Source organism: Flavobacterium acetivorans (assembly GCF_020911885.1).
Classification (GTDB): domain Bacteria; phylum Bacteroidota; class Bacteroidia; order Flavobacteriales; family Flavobacteriaceae; genus Flavobacterium; species Flavobacterium acetivorans.
In genome coordinates, this window is sequence record NZ_CP087132.1 from 212446 (window position 1) to 232270 (window position 19825).

At 35.1% G+C, this 19825-nt stretch carries 17 protein-coding genes; 13 read left to right on the plus strand and 4 right to left on the minus strand.

What is annotated here, in order from left to right; genetic code table 11:
- The first annotated feature begins 122 nt into the window (after positions 1-122).
- The 4 genes from murB (at position 123) to LNP19_RS00905 (ending at position 3563) form a co-directional block, all read left to right on the plus strand.
- Positions 123-1136 carry a UDP-N-acetylmuramate dehydrogenase gene (gene murB, locus LNP19_RS00890; RefSeq protein ID WP_230062938.1) on the plus strand — a complete coding sequence of 338 codons (1014 nt, stop codon included), beginning with the start codon at positions 123-125 and terminating at the stop codon, positions 1134-1136.
- Positions 1137-1212: 76 nt separating this feature from the next.
- On the plus strand, positions 1213-1827 hold the full coding sequence (locus tag LNP19_RS00895) for an FMN-binding negative transcriptional regulator (RefSeq protein ID WP_230062939.1): 615 nt from the start codon (positions 1213-1215) through the stop codon (positions 1825-1827).
- A gap of 87 nt (positions 1828-1914) precedes the next feature.
- Complete coding sequence (locus tag LNP19_RS00900; RefSeq protein ID WP_230062940.1) at positions 1915-3021, plus strand: glycosyltransferase; 1107 nt, start codon at positions 1915-1917, stop codon at positions 3019-3021.
- Entirely contained in the window at positions 3012-3563 is a 552-nt protein-coding gene (locus LNP19_RS00905) for an RNA polymerase sigma factor (protein WP_230062941.1), read from the plus strand. The genes LNP19_RS00900 and LNP19_RS00905 overlap by 10 nt, the downstream gene beginning before the upstream one ends.
- 66 nt (positions 3564-3629) lie before the next feature.
- Here LNP19_RS00905 and LNP19_RS00910 read toward each other — a convergent pair whose 3' ends face one another.
- On the minus strand, positions 3630-4382 hold the full coding sequence (locus LNP19_RS00910; RefSeq protein WP_230062942.1) for a glycerophosphodiester phosphodiesterase: 753 nt from the start codon (positions 4380-4382) through the stop codon (positions 3630-3632).
- Between the two features lie 266 nt (positions 4383-4648).
- On the opposite strand from LNP19_RS00910, the gene LNP19_RS00915 reads away from it, so the two are divergent.
- From LNP19_RS00915 to LNP19_RS00935, 5 genes are all read left to right on the plus strand, one after another.
- Positions 4649-7825 carry a TonB-dependent receptor gene (locus LNP19_RS00915; RefSeq protein ID WP_230062943.1) on the plus strand — a complete coding sequence of 1059 codons (3177 nt, stop codon included), beginning with the start codon at positions 4649-4651 and terminating at the stop codon, positions 7823-7825.
- 249 nt (positions 7826-8074) lie between these two features.
- Positions 8075-8893 (plus strand): energy transducer TonB, encoded by an 819-nt coding sequence (locus LNP19_RS00920; RefSeq protein ID WP_230062944.1) that lies wholly within the window; start codon positions 8075-8077, stop codon positions 8891-8893.
- 137 nt (positions 8894-9030) lie between these two features.
- On the plus strand, positions 9031-9930 hold the full coding sequence (lipA, locus tag LNP19_RS00925; protein WP_230062945.1) for a lipoyl synthase: 900 nt from the start codon (positions 9031-9033) through the stop codon (positions 9928-9930).
- Positions 9931-10003: 73 nt separating this feature from the next.
- Positions 10004-11017 carry a type I glyceraldehyde-3-phosphate dehydrogenase gene (gap, locus tag LNP19_RS00930; protein ID WP_230062946.1) on the plus strand — a complete coding sequence of 338 codons (1014 nt, stop codon included), beginning with the start codon at positions 10004-10006 and terminating at the stop codon, positions 11015-11017.
- Between the two features lies 1 nt (position 11018).
- Positions 11019-13184: a tetratricopeptide repeat-containing hybrid sensor histidine kinase/response regulator gene (locus LNP19_RS00935; protein ID WP_230062947.1), complete on the plus strand. Its 2166-nt coding sequence runs from the start codon at positions 11019-11021 to the stop codon at positions 13182-13184.
- On the opposite strand, the gene LNP19_RS00940 is transcribed toward LNP19_RS00935, so the two are convergent.
- The gene (locus LNP19_RS00940; protein WP_230062948.1) at positions 13181-13993 is read right to left on the minus strand and encodes a purine-nucleoside phosphorylase; all 813 of its coding nucleotides are present in this window, start codon (positions 13991-13993) and stop codon (positions 13181-13183) included. The two genes, LNP19_RS00935 and LNP19_RS00940, sit on opposite strands and share 4 nt — an antisense overlap.
- Positions 13965-14990: a tetraacyldisaccharide 4'-kinase gene (gene lpxK / locus LNP19_RS00945; protein ID WP_230062949.1), complete on the minus strand. Its 1026-nt coding sequence runs from the start codon at positions 14988-14990 to the stop codon at positions 13965-13967. Before lpxK ends, LNP19_RS00940 begins: the two co-directional genes overlap by 29 nt.
- Positions 14991-15114: 124 nt before the next feature.
- On the opposite strand from lpxK, the gene LNP19_RS00950 reads away from it, so the two are divergent.
- The 4 genes from LNP19_RS00950 (at position 15115) to rluF (ending at position 18838) form a co-directional block, all read left to right on the plus strand.
- On the plus strand, positions 15115-16209 hold the full coding sequence (locus LNP19_RS00950) for a Nif3-like dinuclear metal center hexameric protein (protein WP_230062950.1): 1095 nt from the start codon (positions 15115-15117) through the stop codon (positions 16207-16209).
- A gap of 3 nt (positions 16210-16212) precedes the next feature.
- Positions 16213-16992 (plus strand): zinc ribbon domain-containing protein, encoded by a 780-nt coding sequence (locus LNP19_RS00955; protein ID WP_230062951.1) that lies wholly within the window; start codon positions 16213-16215, stop codon positions 16990-16992.
- Between the two features lie 38 nt (positions 16993-17030).
- Complete coding sequence (locus LNP19_RS00960) at positions 17031-17873, plus strand: alpha/beta fold hydrolase (protein ID WP_230062952.1); 843 nt, start codon at positions 17031-17033, stop codon at positions 17871-17873.
- 152 nt (positions 17874-18025) lie between these two features.
- Positions 18026-18838, plus strand: coding sequence for a 23S rRNA pseudouridine(2604) synthase RluF (gene rluF, locus LNP19_RS00965; protein ID WP_230062953.1), 813 nt, complete (start codon positions 18026-18028; stop codon positions 18836-18838).
- A gap of 43 nt (positions 18839-18881) precedes the next feature.
- On the opposite strand, the gene LNP19_RS00970 is transcribed toward rluF, so the two are convergent.
- On the minus strand, positions 18882-19808 hold the full coding sequence (locus tag LNP19_RS00970) for a magnesium transporter CorA family protein (RefSeq protein WP_230062954.1): 927 nt from the start codon (positions 19806-19808) through the stop codon (positions 18882-18884).
- Positions 19809-19825: the final 17 nt, after the last annotated feature.

Below are 19825 nucleotides of genomic sequence, written 5' to 3' on the forward strand. Positions count from 1 at the left end.
GCAACAAACTTCACTAAACTATTACTGTTTTATAAAGTTTATCTAATTGAAAAATGATTCTGAGTAAATTTTAATCCTTACTTTTGAATCGCAAATTCAATTTAAAAAAAGCACTTTCTTTTATGGAAATACAAAATGATTTTTCTTTAAAAAACTACAATACTTTTGGCATCGAAGCCAAAGCAAAACGTTTTATTGCCGTCCATACCATCGCTCAATTGACCGCTGTTTTAGAACAAAACAAAACCGACAAAAAATTTATCCTTGGCGGCGGAAGCAACATGCTTTTAACCAAAGACGTTGACGCTCTGGTAATTCATATTGATTTGAAAGGAAAAAAAATCATCTCCGAAAATGATGATCATGTATGGGTTGAAAGTCAAGCAGGCGAAAATTGGCATGAATTTGTACTCTGGACTATTGATCAAAATTTTGGCGGACTGGAAAACATGTCGCTTATTCCCGGCAACGTAGGCACAACGCCCGTACAAAACATTGGCGCTTATGGCACTGAAATCAAAGATACTTTTGACTCCTGCAATGCCATTGCAATTGAAAATTTAGCATCTACAAAATTCACAAAAGAAGATTGTCGTTTTGGATACCGAGAAAGTATTTTTAAAAATGAAGCGAAAGACCAATACGTTATCACATCGGTCGTTTTTAAATTAACAAAACGCAACCATCAAATCAATACCTCTTATGGGGATATATTGGCCGAATTAGAAAAAAATAAAATTTCTGAACCTAGCTTAAAAGACGTCAGCAATGCCGTAATTGCTATTCGACAAAGTAAATTACCCGATCCCAAAGAACTTGGAAACAGCGGTAGTTTCTTTAAAAATCCAATTCTACTGAAAACGGATTTCGAAAAAATTCATCAGCAATTTCCTGAAATGAAATATTATGAAGTTTCTGAAACCGAGGTAAAAGTTCCTGCGGGATGGCTGATTGAACAGGCTGGATTTAAGGGAAAACGTTTTGGAGACGCCGGAATTCATAAAAACCAAGCCTTGGTTCTGGTGAATTATGGGCAGGCTACAGGACAAGAAATCCTGAACGTTTCAAAGGATATCCAAAAAACTGTTTTCGACACTTTTGGAATCCATATCGAGGCAGAAGTGAATATCATTTAAGTTGAGAAATCAAAAGTTAAAAGTTCGACACCAGAAATTTAAATTCTAAAATCGTTAATCCTAAATCTAAAATTCCATGTACACTCCTGATATTTACAAAAACGAAAATCAAGAAGAGATAAATGTTTTTTTAAAAGAAAACAGCTTTGGAATCCTTATCAACCAGACGGAAGGCAAATTATGGGCCACCCATATCCCTTTAGAATTAGATACTAATACCGAAGGAAAGACGGTTTTGCAAGGCCACATTTCAAAGGAAAATCCGCAATGGAAAGGTTTTGCAGATAATGACGAAGTTTTGGCTGTTTTTTCAGGGCCACATAGCTATATTTCATCCTCTTGGTACGATCACGAGAATGTTCCCACCTGGAATTACATTGCCGTACATGTTTATGGAAAAATCAAAATAATTGAAGGCAAAGCGGTAATAGAATCTTTAAAAAAACTGGTAAACAAGTACGAACAAAATTCTGAAAAGCCAGTTAGAATAGAAGATCTATCGGAAGAAACCATGAAGCAAGCTTGTGGAATAGTCGCCTTTGAAATTGAAATAACAGCCATTCAAGCCACCAAAAAAATGTCCCAAAACCGTGACAGTAAAAACTACCAAAACATTATTTCAGAATTAGAAAAAACCCAGAAAAATCAGTCCATTGCCGTTGCAAATGAGATGAAAAAATGTCCCCGATAAATTCTTTTAAAATTCGCTATTTATAATTTATAATTACATAATTCAATTCATACCTTTGCACCCGATTTAATAACTCATAAAACTCAAATGCTTATACTGATTCTTTACTTTTTTATTGCTATCGTTGCCATTCAACTCGCTTATTATTTAGGTGTTTTCGGGAAGTTTGCTTTTGCGAAAGCACAAAAAATAACGCCCAAAAGAATTCCGATTTCTGTTATTGTCTGCGCCAAAAATGAAGAAGAAAACGTAGCAAAATTCATCCCGTTACTTGCTGAACAAGACTATCCTGATTTTGAAATAGTTTTGATTGACGATGCTTCGAGTGATAATACCTTGGAAATTTTTGAAGCTTTTGAAAAACAATATTCCAACATTCGCTTGGTTAAAGTTCAAAATAACGAAGCTTTTTGGGGGAACAAGAAATATGCGTTAACTCTGGGTATAAAAGCGGCCAAAAAAGAGTACCTACTATTTACTGATGCCGATTGCTACCCTACTTCTAAAGAATGGATTACAGCAATGAGTTCCCAGTTTACGATGCAAAAAACGATTGTTCTAGGCTATGGTGGCTATGAAAAAATTGCCAATTCTTTTCTAAACAAACTCATTCGTTTTGAAACAGTACTTACCGCAATCCAATATTTTTCTTGGGCTAAAATAGGACATCCGTATATGGGAGTAGGGAGAAACATGGCTTACAAAAAGGAAGAGTTTTTCAAGGTAAATGGTTTTATAAATCACATACAGGTGCGTTCCGGAGATGATGATTTATTCATCAATGAGGCCGCCAGAGGAAAAAACACCACTATTTCATTTACTCCTGAAAGTTTTACCTATTCTAAACCTAAAACCACATACAAGGATTGGCTTACGCAAAAAAGAAGACATATAGCAACGGCTAGTCACTATAAAAAGTTTGACCAATTCCAATTGGGTACTTTTTATTGCTCTCAATTCTTATTCCTATTACTTCCCATTCTATTATTGTCTTTTCAATTTCAATGGATATTAGTACTAAGTTTAATTGCTACCCGTTATCTATTTGCTTGGATTGTTATAGGATTTTCTGCCGGAAAACTTAAAGAAAATGATTTAAAATATTGGTTTCCTGTAGTAGAATTACTGCTTATATTGATTCAAATCAATATCTTTATAAAAAATATATTCTCAAAACCGGTCAATTGGAAATAAACACTCAAATAGAAAAAGCAAAAGAAGGTGATCAAACCGCCTTTACATTTCTATTAAATTTATATTGGAATGAAGTTTATGGCTTCATGCTTAAACGCACTGAAAACGAAACTATTGCCGAGGATATCACTATTGAAACATTCTCAAAAGCCTTTGATAAAATCAGCACTTACAATCCTGAATTTCAATTCAACACTTGGCTAATCAGCATTGCCAAAAATGTCCATATTGATTTATTACGAAAAAAGAAGTCAAGCCTTTTTGTAGAAATTACAGACAAGGAAGATCAAAAAGCATATAACATTGCTGATACCACTCCGTCTGCAGAAGACGAGTTGATTACAGAGCAAAACCTTTCGCAATTATTGCAGTATATTAAAGAATTAAAACCGCACTATCAGGAAGTGATTCAATTGCGGTATTTTCAGGAAATGAGCTATCAGGAAATCGCCAACAAAATTGACGAACCCTTGAGTAATGTAAAAATCAAATTGCTTCGTGCCAAAAAACTGCTGGCAGAAATTATACACAATAGACGATAACATTCTTTATAAAAAAATGGTCTAAATCAATATTAGACCATTTTTTTTATAATTGAAACCTGAAAATTATTTCACAATTCTTTCTGGATAATCCGTAATGATTCCACTTACTTTAAGTTCCTTCAAATTTTTAATATCTGCTGGTTCATTAGCTGTCCAAGGATAAATTTTGAAATTATTCGCCTTCATTATAGCTACATTTGCGGCAGTCAAAGTTTTATGATAAGGATTTATCGCCTGTGCCTTAAGCTCTTTTCCTGTTTTGATAACGTCCTCAATAGGATCTTTATAAGTAAGCAATCCTATAGCGATTTCATTGCTTAAAGATCTCATTTTTTGCAATTCGCTTATTCGAAAACTAGAAATAAAGAAATCTTTATTTTTCCAACCTTTCCTCTTATATTCTTCTATTATTTTATAAGTATCTGTAGCAGTATTAGCACCTTTCAACTCAATATTAAGCACCACTTTTCTGTTTATAGTTTCAATCACTTCTTGCAAAGTTGGAATTTGATGTTGACCTGCAACCAAAACTTTTCTCAATTCTTCAAAACTATACTCTTCTATTTTTCCTTTGGCATTTGTAATTCTATCCAAAGCATCATCGTGAAAAACAACCATTTCGCCGGTTTTAATTTTAAAAACATCAATTTCTAACATATCTGCTTTCAACTCGATTGCTTTTTCTATTGATGCCAATGTATTTTCGGTGGCATGTCCCATAGCTCCTCTGTGACCACAAACCACTAATTTATTTGACGAACAATTTGAAAAAAATAAGGCCAAGGATAAAGCCAATACTGGTTTAATGATTTTCATAAATATAATTTTAAATTTTCACTGTAAAAATAGCGCATCCAGTAGATTTCAAGATTAAGAGAGGATTAAATTTAGACTATTTTATCTAAATAAATCAGATACTCTTAGCGGTATTTTAGTTAACAATCCCTTAAGAAAACGCCTCATCCGAGTCGCTTTTTTAGTTTTTCTTTAACACAAAAGTATCCTAGTGTTATTATTAAAATAACCGTCTTTTCTGGATTAGTCAATTCCTTTGTCGGCACAAAAAAACAAAAAAAATATCCATGAAACACCTTAAGCTATTTTTATTTATGATTGCGCTGACGGCATTTGTCAGCAATAAAAATTTTGCCCAAACTACCGAAGCATCCATTTCGGGTGTCGTTTTAGGCAATAATTTAGAACCTGTTAAAGAAGCAATGATTCAAGTACGGAATGAATCAACAGGATTTAAAACTAATTCCTTGTCTAACTTTAAAGGAGTTTTTACATTCAAAGAGCTACCCTTAGGAGGACCTTATACGATAAGTGTTAAAGCCTTAGGTTATGGAGAACAGCTTCGCTCTGGCTATACTTTAAATCAAGGTGATTTAATAAATATCGAAATTTTGATGCAAGATGACATTCAAAACTTAGAAGTAGTTGAAGTGGTGGGTCGAGGTTTAAAAAACAAAACCGGAAATCTAGGAGCTGCAACTGCCGTTACTTCTAAACTAATCAACGCTCTACCTGTAAATGGAAGAAATTTTAGCAGTTTAACAGATTTATCTCCTTTGAGTCGAGGGGGAAATATCTCCGGCCAATTAGCTTCTTCTACTAATTACACTCTTGACGGAATGAACGCCAAAAACCCTACCTCGGCCGGAGCCACATCCAGCCGAAGCGGAGCACCTTACTCAATATCAATAGAAGCAGTAAGAGAGTTCAATGTAGTTACGAACCAATATGATGTTTCTTATGGTCGAAGTGGAGGAGGAACGGTAAGCGCTGTAACTAAATCAGGTACAAATGAGCTAAGTGGAAGTATGTTTGCCTATAACAGAGCGGACTGGCTATCTAGTTCCTATGACATTAGAGGAAATAAACGCACCGATGACTTTACAACCACCCAATATGGCTTTACCCTTGGTGGACCAATCATTAAAGATAAATTACATTTCTTTGTCGCTTGGGATCATCAGCAAGATTCTCGTCCCTTAATCATTGCCGACGTACAATCTGCAGAAGACGAACAGCGTTTCAACATTACAAAAACAACATTAGACAATTTTGTCAACATTGCACGAAACAAATATGGTGTTTCCAACGACCGTCAATATGGTTCTTTTGGAAAAAAACGCAATTCAGATGCCGCTTTTGCCCGTATCGACTGGCAAATTAACGACAATAATTTACTGACCTTACGCAACAACTTTACTTATGACAATAATAAATTAGGACTACAAGATAATACTTCGATCAACTTATACGAATCTTATGGAGACGATTTGAATGTTGACAATAGTATTTTAGCCTCTTTGCGAACCAAAGTAAACTCAAGAGTGACTAATGAGCTAAAAGTACAACATCTATATACCTTCCAAGACAGTAATCCAGGAGACCAATTGCCTTCATACAATATCCCAAGAGCAATTGTAGAAAATGTTGCTTCAAACATTAATGGCTCAACAAAAACTACTAATATCCAAATTGGAGGCCACCGATTTGCCCAAGAAAAATTCACCAATAATGTTTTCCAAATTGTAAACAACCTTTATTATAATACCGATAAAGTAAAATATACTTTTGGTTTTGATTTAATGCATACCAATTCAAAATCTTTATACGGTAGCGAAGTAAACGGTCGTTTTCATTTTAACGGTATAACTAATTTTGACAATCAAACGCCCTATCGTTATTACAGAGAAGTTCCTCTAGTGGATGACCCTACAGTCATTTCAAACATATTCAATGCAGGTCTTTATGGGCAGCTGCAAACTAAAATAGCCTTAGGACTAGACCTAACTTTAGGTTTGCGATTTGATTATGCAAAATACCCTACAGCAACATTCAATCAATTAGCTTTTGATGAACTAGGAATACGTACTGACAACAAACTAAAGTCGGCAATTTTTCAACCAAGAATGCAATTCTCTTGGGATGTAAATGAAAACCGTACTGATTATATTCGTTTTGGCGCAGGTGTTTTTGCTTCAGACATGAATAATTATGCCGTTATCAACAATTTATATTTTGACGGAAATCATACAGCTACAGTAGATGTAAGATCTCCAAATATACCAATGCCTAATTTTAATGACTATCGTACTAATTACTCCAGTATCCCAACTTTAGACGCTTTCCAATTGCCTACAATTAATTTCACAGGTACTGACGCTAAAGTACCGGTAGTATACAAAGCCAATTTATCTTATTCCCACTTCTTTACAGGCAAATTAAAAGCTGGAATTGCGGCTTATGCGACTTTAGCACGCAACAACTATACGTATGTAGATCGAAATATGGTCGAAAATCCGTTCTTTACCTTAGCCAATGAAGGAAATCGAGGAGTATATGTTCCTGCAAGTTCCATCCCTGCAAATGGAGCTGGAGACTGGATGCAAGGGCGCATCAGCGATAAACTAGGACGCGTTTTAGAATTAAACAGTGAGGCCAAAGTCAATCAATTTGCATTAGTTGCTGATGCTTCGTATCGTTACTTTAAAGACGGTGAAATTTCGGCGAGTTATACTTTGAATGAGACCAAAGATAATACCTCATATAACGGAAATGTAGCAAATACAGCCACATTAGTATTACCAGTTAAAGATGACCCAAGAGACTTAAGCAAAATGAGTTACTCTGACAATCATTTCCGCCATAAAGTCGTACTATACGGAACATTGCCTACTTTTTATGGGTTTAGCGTAGGAATTCGTTACTCTGGAATTGGAGGTACTCGTTACAGTTTATTATCAGGCGGAAATACAAACGGAGACTTTGTTTCTTCTTCAAATGATTTAGCCTATATTTTTGACATCAATAGTCCAGATGTTCCTCAAAACATAAAAACAGGAATCCAGACAATACTTGACAATCCACAAGCAAGCCAAAGTTTAAAAAATTACATCAACAAATATTCTGGTAAATTAGCCGAAAGAAATGGAGGGATAAACGAATTCTACGGACTTGTCGATGTAAGAATTAGCAAAAAAGTAAATTTATACAAAAAACAATATTTAGAGTTTACAGCAGATATATTCAATTTTGCCAATTTATTAAATAAAGAATGGGGTGTCAATAAATCTTTAGGAAACAGATCCATATATGCTTTAGGCACGCCGGCATCAGGAACTACAGCTGCAATTCCTGGCTTTGACAGCACCAAGCAACAATACAATTACAGAGTTAACAATGCTGGTCTTCCTACTCTTTCTGGAAACCCATTTCAAATACAAATTGGATTCAAATACGCCTTTTAAATAATTCAATTGAACAAAAGAATAAAGCGCATTCATTAACTTGAATGCGCTTTTATTTATAAATTAATTTAAATTTTATGATAAAATAAAAATATTTAAACAAATAAAAGTTAAATAAGTAAACATAAAACAAATTATATTAAAAATAAATACTAAATTTATATACTAAAATTCGCATTTTTAATATTCCAAAATAAAAATATTCTTGCTTATGATTTAATCTTTACCTAACCATTAAATCCATATATCATGTCAAAACCAAATCTTTACGAAACCAACTGGATTGATCTAGTTTTCGAAAACAAAAACAAAGAATATGGGGCGTATCAATTGCGCAAGGAAAGCACCAGAACGTCTGTGTTTGCACTTTTTATAGGCATACTATTATGTGCCTCATTAATGAGTGTTCCAAGGATTCTGAGCTATTTTAATGTAGAGAAAGACAATTCGGTCACAATTCCGGAATTAGACCAAATCATCCACATCACCAATATTGCACCTAACATAATTAAAAAAAAGCAAAACCCGATTCCACCAAAAGCTTCTCAACAAAAAGCAATAGCCCTCATCGACAAAAAACAACTAACAAACCCTACAATCGTTAAAGCAGATTTAGCAACACCCGATATCGCAAAAAATATTGAAAATAATGCTGTAGCAAACAATGACGGTATTACAACCATAGGAGTGAACTCAACAAATTCGCAAGGATCAGGAGCAGAAACTTCAAAAGGCATGGATTCTGGCAATGATGTTGTAACCAGCAACACTCTAGACAAACAACCGGAATTCCCGGGCGGCATCAGCAAATTCTATGCTTACATCAGTCGAAAATTTGAAAGTCCCGAAATAGAAGAAGCTAAAAACATTCGCATCTTTGTCTATTTTGTTGTAGAGAAAGACGGCAGCATGAGTGACATTCAAGTAAAAAACAATCCTGGTTATGGACTGGAAAAAGAAGCTATTCGCGTTTTAAAATCCTTAAAAACCAAATGGACTCCGGGAATAATCGATTCAAAACCGGTACGAACAGCCTACAGCCTTCCTATTACGGTTCAAATGAATTAATCCTAGAAAGACACATTTTTAAAAAGCAGTACTCATAATACTGCTTTTTTTTAAAACAATTCTCTACTGAACCTTCGGTAGCTAAACAGCTAATTTTAAATCAACATTTCTTATCTTTGCGGTCTGAAAATTGATTTATGGAAACTGTTACAGAAAATATTTTAGCTGCCGGAACCCGAAGCAAAGCCGAATCGAACGTAGTTAAACCAAAATGGTTAAAAGTAAAACTCCCGATAGGGCAAAAATACACTGAACTACGCGGTTTAGTAGATAAATATAGCCTGAACACCATTTGTACCTCAGGAAGCTGTCCTAATATGGGAGAATGCTGGGGCGAGGGAACGGCTACTTTTATGATTTTAGGAAATACCTGTACGCGTTCTTGCGGTTTTTGCGGGGTAAAAACCGGCAGACCCGAAACGGTAGACTGGGACGAACCGGAGAAAGTGGCACGTTCTATTAAAATCATGAATATCAAACATGCTGTAATTACAAGTGTAGATAGAGATGATTTAAAAGATGGTGGTTCTATTATTTGGATAGAAACCGTAAAAGCCATTCGACGAATGAATCCCAATACGACCTTAGAAACTTTGATTCCTGATTTTCAAGGAATCGAAAGAAATATTGACCGCATTGTAGAGGCAAATCCAGAAGTGGTTTCGCATAATATGGAAACCGTACGCAGATTGACCCGTGAAGTGCGTATTCAGGCAAAATATGACCGAAGCTTAGAAGTCTTACGTTATCTTAAAGAAAAAGGAATCAATAGAACCAAGTCAGGAATCATGTTGGGTCTTGGTGAAGAAGAGGAAGAAGTATTCCAAACCATGAGAGATTTACGCTATGCTAATGTAGATGTGGTTACGATAGGTCAATATTTACAGCCTAGTAAAAAGCATTTACCCGTTAAGGAATTCATAACTCCTGAACAATTTGCCCGATATGAAAAATATGGGTTGGAATTAGGATTCCGTCATGTAGAAAGTGGCCCATTAGTGCGTTCTTCATACAAAGCACAGAAGCATATTCTTTAAAAAAACGTTTCAAGTTTAAAGTTTCAAGTTGAGTATCTTTAAACCTGAAACTTTAAACTTTAAACAAAATCTATTGAAAACAAGAATTGCCATAAATGGTTTTGGAAGAATTGGTCGAAATCTATTCCGACTACTCCTAAACCACCCCTCTATTGAAGTCATAGCCATAAATGACATTGCCGATAAAAAGACAATGGCTCATCTATTGAAATACGACAGCATTCACGGAGTTTTACCCTACACCATAAGTGCTGATGAGAAAGGAATCCTTGTCGATGGTAAACAACATCTTTTTTTCCATGAAAAGAATATTTCAAACTTGGATTGGAAAAGCCTAAACATTGATTATGTAATTGAATCTACAGGCAAACACAAAACTTTTGAAGAGTTGAATGCTCATATTCTTTCGGGTGCCAAAAAAGTAATCCTTTCCGCTCCTTCAGAAGTAGACACCATCAAAACAGTCGTTTTAGGAGTCAATGAACACATTCTTGACGGAACCGAAACCATTCTGTCAAACGCCAGTTGCACAACAAACAATGCTGCGCCTATGATGAAAATTATAAACGAACTTTGTGGCATTCAACAAGCCTACATAACAACCATACACTCGTTCACCACCGATCAGAGTTTACACGATCAGCCACATAAAGATTTACGCAGAGCCCGCGGAGCCAGTCAATCTATCGTTCCCACCACAACTGGTGCAGCCAAGGCATTGACTAAAATTTTCCCTGAATTAGATGGAAAAATAGGCGGTTGTGGGATTCGAGTTCCTGTACCCAATGGTTCATTGACTGACATTACCTTCAATGTAAAGCGAGATGTAACCATTGAGGAAATAAATGAAGCTTTCAAACTGGCTGCTCAAACTAATCTTAAAGGGATTCTAGATTACACAGAGGATCCTATTGTTTCAGTAGATATAATAGGCAATAGAAACTCCTGTGTTTTTGACGCTCAATTGACTTCGGTTATTGACAGAATGGTAAAGGTAGTTGGCTGGTATGATAACGAAATAGGATACTCTTCCAGAATAATCGACTTGATATTACTAACAAACAAAACGAACCAACCTCAATCTTAAAATGAAATATCTTTTCATTTTTATATTCTTCACTTCGTTACTGCATTCTCAAAAAATAGAGAAAACAGATAGCATCAGCTATTATGACAACCTGTCCAATTACAATATTAAAACAAATAAATACAAGGACGCTCTTTTTTTTATACAAAAAGCGATTAATTACTGCGAAGCTAATCATAAAACCGAAGACCAAGCCAATCAAACATTTAACTTGGGTAAAATTTATTATGATTTAGCAAAATACAATGATGCCATTGAGAGTTTTTCAGAAAGCATCACCTTATTTGAAACCCAAGCACCATCATCCAGATACGCTCAAACTTATTACTTCCTAGGCGTTTGCCATATCAAAAAAGAGAATTATACTTCGGCGGGAATTTGCTTAAACAAAGCACAATCTATTTTCAAAGAATTGAATATTAGTGACTTTAACGAATCTATTAAACTTCAAAAAGGAATAATTTATAAATCGGATGGAAAATACGATCTCGCATCTAGAATATTCAGCACCATCATTTCGAATCAAGAAATTGCATCCCAATTGGATTTAAAAGCAGAAGCTTTGTATCAAATTGGACTTATTGAAAAAACAAAAAACCGAAATAATCTGGCTTTAAATTATCTCAAAAAAGCTTACGAATTAAATGCTAAAACTAAAAATTTAGAGCAAAAATCAAATATCCTGCTTGCACTAAGCGACATTCATGAAAGATTATTAGACAGAAGTAATGCTTACTCCTATTTGAAATTACACTTAAATTTGAAAGAAAACATTTCGATAGCAAATAACGAAAAACTTGGAATAGACGATTATGAAAAGTTTAAAGAATCACAGCAAGCCAAAAAAATAGAACAAATAAAGAAACAGAAAAAGGAGAAAGAAAAAGAAAATAAATTCGCCAAGCTGATCAACATTCTGTCTATAGCTTTAATTTCAATCTTGTCTTTATTAAGCTTATCACTTTACAAAAACAACATTATTAGAAACAAATCAAACCTATTATTAACTGAAAAAAATAATGAGTTAATTGTAGCAAAAGAAAAAGCAGAAAAAGCATCACAAGCCAGATCTGAGTTTCTTTCCACCGTTAGTCATGAACTTAGAACACCTCTAAATGCCATAAACGGAATTACCCACCTCTTATTGGAAGAAAAACCAAAAAAATCACAATTGCATTATTTATCTTCCTTGCAATTTTCAGGAAATTACCTGACTACTTTCATCAATGACATTCTTGAAATCAATAAGATTGAATCTGACAAAGCCGAAATTGAAAACATCAATTTCAATCTTAAAAAACTGCTAAAAGACATCAAAAAGTCTTTGAAAGAAGTTGCCTTAAAAAATGAAAATCAATTTCATTTAATCATAGACGAAACCATACCCGATATTCTGATTGGAGACCCCACAAAGTTGTCGCAAATTGTCATGAACCTGATTAACAATGCCCTAAAATTTACCCAAAACGGAAAAGTAACCATCATGGCTACACTTCTTTCTGCCCAGAATAACACAGCCTCTATAGGCTTTCAAATAATCGATACCGGTATAGGAATTCCTCAAGATAAATTAGAAAGCGTTTTCGAAAGCTTCTCTCAAGGCTCCATTGAAATCAATCGAAAATATGGTGGAACCGGGCTAGGATTAACCATCGTAAACAAATTAATCAATCTCCTTGGCGGGCAAATAAAACTGAAAAGTATTGAAGGAAAAGGCGCTTGTTTTTCATTCGACCTAGACTTCAAAATAAACGAAATTCAATTGCTCACAGAAAAAAAGACTAAAACTTATGACGAGTCTATTTTTAAAAACAAAAAAATATTAGCCGTCGAAGACAATAAAATAAACCAAATGATTACTAAAAAAATGGTCGAAAACAAAGGAATGCTTTGTGAGATCATTGGAAGCGGAGAGGAGGCTATTGAAATTGCCAGAAACGAAAAATTCGATTTGATTTTGATGGATGTCCATTTGCCTGGAATAAACGGAACCGTAGCCACAAAAAAAATCAGGGAATTTGATACCACCACACCAATTATAGCGATTACCGCTATTTCATTGAATGAAAACAGAGAAATGCTTTTGTCATTCGGGATGAATGATGTCATTACAAAACCATTTGCTCCCGCAGATTTCTATGACACGATTGCTCAAAATCTCGACTAATAACTCAAAATTAATTCTTTAATTAACTGCCTCACCCTAGGCTCTGCATTTTGGGCTGCCTCCAAAACCTCATCATGCGAAATGGAGTCTATATTATCTTCATCACCAATATCTGTGATTACTGAAATACCAAAGGTTTCCAAATTCATGTGTCGCGCTACAATAACTTCGGCCACAGTTGACATCCCAACACAATCGGCTCCCAATATTCGAACCATTCTATATTCGGCCAAAGTTTCAAAACTAGGGCCTTGCAAACCAAAATAAATTCCGTCCTTGACCTCAATATTCAAACTTTTGGCCAGTTCTTTAGCCTTAGCAATCATTTTTCTTGAATAAGGTTCACTCATATTGACAAAACGAGGACCAAATCGCTCGTCATTTTTTCCGCGTAAAGGATGTTCAGGCGAAAAATTGATATGGTCTTTGATAATTACTATTTCGCCCAACTTATAATCGGGGTTCACACCACCGGAAGCATTAGAAACAATTAATTTTTCGACACCCAAATATTTCAATACACGAACCGGAAAAGTAACCTCCTTCATAGAATAGCCTTCATAATAATGAAAACGTCCTTGCATGGCAACCACTTTCTTGTTTCCAATTGTCCCAAAAACCAAAGCTCCTTTGTGTCCCTGAACGGTTGAAACTGGAAAATTTGGGATTTCATCATAAGGCAAAGTAAATGCTATTTGAATATCATCTGTAAAACTACCCAATCCTGAACCCAAAATAATTCCATATTCAGGAGTGAAATTATTTCTGGCTTGAATATAACTAACGGTTTCTTGTACTTGTTCCCACATAATTCAAAATGGTTTTGTCAAAATTTTCACTTCCAGAGAGGAAAGCACTTTGTATTGGTAAATAAAAAAGTTGCTCGCTTGGCAATCGCCCTTTTAACCGAACATAATCTTTCTCAGTAGTAATAATAATATTGTTTTGAGCTGAATTTTTAATTTCTAAAATATCTTTATCGGTAAAATTATGATGATCCGGAAATGACAAACACGCATCATTTGTATCTTGTAAATAGGCAAAAAACGGCTCCGGTTTTGCAATTCCCGCCACAAGTAATTTAGACGCCGATTGAATTTCATTAACATTCATCTTTCCGCTTTCCCCATAGATAAAATTATCATAGGCTATAAAAGTAAAGTACAATTCTTGGCTTGCAGCAAGTTTTAATTTGTTTTTAATGTCATTCTGTTTTTCTTGCGAAAGATTAAAAGGACATTTCGTAACAATAATTATATTGGCCCGCTGGGCTCCGCTTCTGCTCTCGCGAAGATTTCCTGTTGGCAACATCAAATCATCACAAAACAAATCACCATAAGAAGTAAGCAAAATATAAAATCCCGCCTTGACTTTTCGATGTTGAAAAGCATCGTCGAGTAAAATCACTTCCGGCTTATCGGTTTGTGCCAATAATTGCTCTATTCCGTTTTTTCTGTTGGCATCAACCGCTACTTTTATATTGGGAAACTTTTGAAAATATTGAAAAGGCTCGTCTCCCAAAATTTGTGCATTCGAGCTGGCATCAGCCAAAACAAATCCTTCGGATTGTCTTTTATAGCCACGACTTAAAGTTGCTGTTTTGTATTTATCTGAAAGCAATCGGATCAAATATTCTATTTGAGGTGTTTTTCCGGTGCCGCCAACACTTAGATTCCCCACCGCAATTACAGGCAAATCAAAAGCATATGATTTTAAAATTCCCTTATCAAAAAGAAAATTACGAATACTCGTTATCAAACCATATAAAACAGCAAAAGGGAAGAGTATTTTTCTAAGTAAATTCATTATACGAAAGTAGAATAAATTATCTTTGAAAATAAATTTTATCTCTTTTGTTTGATGTTTAAAGTTTAAAGTTCTTCACGACAAACCTTAAACTTTGAACTAAGAAAACCTTAAACTAAAGAAAATGAAAATAAAAGAAATTCTTTCTGTATTAGAAGAAATGGCGCCACTCGCCTATGCCGAAGATTTTGACAATGTAGGTTTATTGGTAGGAGACCAAAACGCTGAAGCAACTGGCGTTTTAGTTTGTCATGATGCTATTGAAAACGTAATTGACGAAGCTGTGGCTAAAAAATGCAATTTGGTTGTTTGTTTCCACCCTATTTTATTTTCAGGTTTAAAGAAAATTACAGGGAAAAATTACGTGGAGCGCGCCATAATAAAAGCCATCAAGAACGATATCGCCATTTACGCCGTACATACCGCCTTAGACAATCATCAGGACGGAGTCAATAAAATATTTTGTGATGCGTTGGGATTGACCAATACCAAAATCCTAATCCCAAAACAAAATTTTATACGAAAACTCATTACTTATACAATTTCCGAAAATGCCGAAAAAGTGCGAAATGCATTGTTTGATGCCGGAGCGGGAAATATAGGCAATTATGAAGACTGCAGTTTCAATTCTAAAGGCATAGGAACCTACATGGGCAATCAACACAGCAATCCTCAATTAGGGGAACGCTTTGAATTTGTAGAAACTGAAGAAATAAAAATCGAAGTCACTTTCGAAAAACATCTGGAAACTAAAATCCTCAAAGCGCTTTTCAGCCATCATGCTTATGAAGAAGTAGCTTATGAAATTTATGATTTGCAAAACCAACATCAAAATATAGGTTTGGGGATGATTGGCGAATTTGAAACTCCCTTGAATGAAACAGATTTTCTGGCACTCGTTAAAAACAAAATGCAGGCCGACGGGATTCGCCATTCCGCTTTTATAGGGAAACCCATAAAAAAAGTGGCTGTTCTTGGCGGATCGGGAAGTTATGCCATAAAAAATGCGATTAGGGCTGGAGCCGATGCTTTTTTGACCGCTGATTTAAAGTACCATCAGTTTTATGAAGCCGAAAACCAGTTACTTTTAGCCGATATTGGACATTTTGAAAGCGAACGCTATACAAAAAATTATATTGTTGATTATCTTCGGAAAAAAATCCTTAATTTTGCAATCATTTTATCTGAAGAAAATACAAATCCAGTTAAGTACTTATAGAATATGGCGAATACGAAAGAATTAAGTGTTGAGGACAAGTTAAGAGCAATTTACGATTTACAATTGATTGACTCTAGAATTGACGAAATTAGAAATGTAAGAGGTGAACTTCCTCTTGAAGTGGAAGATCTTGAAGATGAAGTTGCTGGTCTAAGCACCCGTTCTGAAAAATTGAAAAGTGAACTTGAAGTAATCGAGGATCTTATCAAAGCAAAAAAGAATGCAATTGATGAGCACAAAGAGGCTATCAAAAAATACACAAAACAACAGGAAACGGTTCGTAACAATAGAGAATTCAACTCTTTGACTAAAGAAGTTGAGTTTCAAGAGCTTGAAATTCAATTAGCTGAAAAGCAAATGAAAGAAATGAAAGCTTCTATTGAACACAAGAAAGAGATTATCGCTCAATCAAAAGAAAGATTAGAAATTAAATCTAATCACTTAAAACATAAAAAGCTAGAATTAGACGCTATCATGTCTGAAACTGCCAAAGAAGAAGAATTCTTAACAGAAAAATCTGCTGAATTTCAAGCACAGATTGAAGAAAGATTATTAGCTGCTTACACCAGAATTCGTTCAAGTGTTCGTAATGGTTTAGCTGTTGTATCTATTGAAAGAGGTGCTTCTGCAGGGTCATTCTTCACGATTCCACCTCAAACACAAGTAGAAATTGCTTCTAGAAAGAAAATCATTATTGACGAGCATTCAGGAAGGATATTAGTTGACAGCGTACTTGCCGATGAAGAAAGAGAAAAAATGGAAAATTTATTTTCTAAATTTTAATTATATTTAAGTCCCGATTCACATCGGGACTTTTTTTTATGAAAAAATCAATCTATTTCGTTTTCACCAAGTCCGTCGGACTTTACATTAACCTCCTGAGTTTTGTATCTCCAGCCAAGGCAACCCAACTTGCCTATTCCCTTTTTAGCAATCCTAGAAAAGGAAAACTATCCAAAATCAATCTGCCAAAAGTATTAGAGGAAGCCGAAAAAGAAACCTTCCGACACAAGGAGCATTCTTTTCAGACCTACACTTGGAAAGGAAATGAAAAAACCATTTTATTAGTTCATGGCTGGGAGAGCAATGCCTCTCGTTGGGAAAATATCCTGCCTTATCTTCAAAAATCCGGCAGCACCATTATTGCCATAGACGGCCCAGCTCACGGCCTCTCAAGCGGTACTGAATTCAATATTCCGCAGTATGCAGAATTCATAGATATTGTAGTGCAAAAGTTCAAACCACAATCCCTCATTGGGCATTCTCTGGGAGGAAAAACTTGCTTGTACTACCAATCCGTTTATCAAAACAACAGTCTAGAAAAAATGGTCGTTTTAGGATCCCCAAGCGATTTCAAAATCATACTCAACAATTACATCTCCTTATTGAGCCTGAACACTAAAATATCCAAAGGCTTGGAAAGACATTATTTAGAACATTTCCGACTTCAACTGGACTATTTCTCCGGACAACTATTTGCCTCCAAAATAAAAATCAAAGGATTTATTGCCCACGATATGGATGACGAGGTTGTATTATTTGAGGAAGGAAAAAAAATAGCCTGCACTTGGGAAGGCGCAATTTTCATAGAAACCAAAGGCTTGGGACACAGCATGCATGATGACGAATTATACAAAAGAGTTTCCGAATTTTTGTTTGAGTAATTTCATCGAATTCAAATCTTGAAACCGCAAGATTGACTTTAAAAAAAGGCTTCAGACCTCTGTGCAAACATTTATCTAATTATCCCGTTTTCCAATTATCTTATTTTCCAATTATCTCATTTTCTAATTCTCAAATTGCTTACTTTTGCAGTATGGAAGAAAATCTAAAACGTCTCAATAAATTCATAGGAGAAACGGGCTATTGTTCCCGTCGTGAAGCCGATAAACTAATCGAAGAAGGACGCGTAACCATTAACGGAATTGTTCCGGAAATGGGGACCAAAGTAAGCCCTGATGATGAAGTGCGTATTGACGGTAAATTGATTCGAGAAAAGACAGAAAAACCGGTTTATCTTGCTTTCAACAAACCTGTAGGAATTGAATGCACCACCAATCTTGAAGTTCGCAACAATATTGTAGATTACATCAATTATCCCAAACGTATTTTTCCTATTGGTCGTTTAGACAAAGCCAGTGAAGGATTGATTTTCATGACTAATGACGGCGATATTGTCAACAAAATATTGCGAGCCAGAAACAATCACGAAAAGGAATACACTGTTACAGTAAACAGACCCATTACAGATCGTTTTATTGAACGAATGGGGAATGGAGTTCCTATTCTGGACACGGTGACTAAAAAATGTAAAGTAGAACAAATCAGCAAATACATTTTCAAAATCATATTGACGCAAGGACTAAATCGTCAGATTCGTAGAATGACCGAATATTTAGGTTATGAGGTAACAGCCTTAAAACGCATTCGAATTATCAACATTTCACTCGATATTCCCGTAGGACGCTACCGAGATTTGACCGATGCCGAAATCAAAGAACTAAACGAACTAATTGAACCTTCGAGCAAAACCGAAGAAGCGAGTTTACCCAAACCGGAAGCCTCGAAAAAAAGAACGGAATTCATCAAAAGAGATGATCCTAAATTTAAGAAAAGAGGAGATTATTAAACACAAAAAAAGCGTTTCAAAAACTTGAAACGCTTTTTTTACTTTAAAACCATCTTTTTCTTTTGAATAAAAACACGCCCAAGGCGGACAGAACAACAGAGAAGAACAGCACGATCCATAAGCCAAATGGATTAGTCTGCAAAGTATTCGGGACGTTCATTCCGTAGAAACTGGCAATTACGGTAGGAATCATCAAAATGATCGAGATAGAAGTCATTTGCTTCATAATATTATTCATATTATTCGAAATAACCGACGCATAAGCATCCATTGTTCCAGTCAAGATATCACTGTAAATATTAGTCGTTTCTTGGGCTTGACGCAATTCAATCTCTACATCTTCCAACAAATCAAAGTCGAAATTGACTCTTTGCGACTTAATATTCTTAATTCGGTGCAAAAGAATATCATTTCCTTTCAAGGAAGTCATAAAGAACACCAAACATTTCTCTATTTGAAGCAAAGCCTGTAGCTCTTCATTTTTGATAGATTTCTCCAAATTATCTTCGGCCAGTTTAATTTTTTGATTGACTTGTTTTAAGTATTTCAAATACCAAACGCTGGAAGACAACAGCAGCCTGAGCACCAAATCAAAATTATCCTTGATATCGATTCCTTTTTTCTGAGTGTAAGTCACAAAGTCTGTCAACATTTCTGTTTTATGAAAACTCAGGCTAACACAAACTTCGCCTTTGAAAACAATCCCAACGGGAATCGTATGAAAAGGAAGTTTTACATCGTTACTTTTCACAGGAATACGCATAATGATTAAGCACCAGCCGTTTTCTATCTCAATACGGGGTCTTTCATCAATATCTTCAATGTCGTTATAAAATGCTTCGGGAATTTGAAGCTCTTCGAGTAAATATTTTTTTTCGGCTTCTGTTGGACATTCTATATTTATCCAGCAATTAGGAAACCATTCTTGCACTGCAATTAATCCGTTATTGTTTTTGTAAAAAGCTTTCATTTCAAAAATTCCATAGG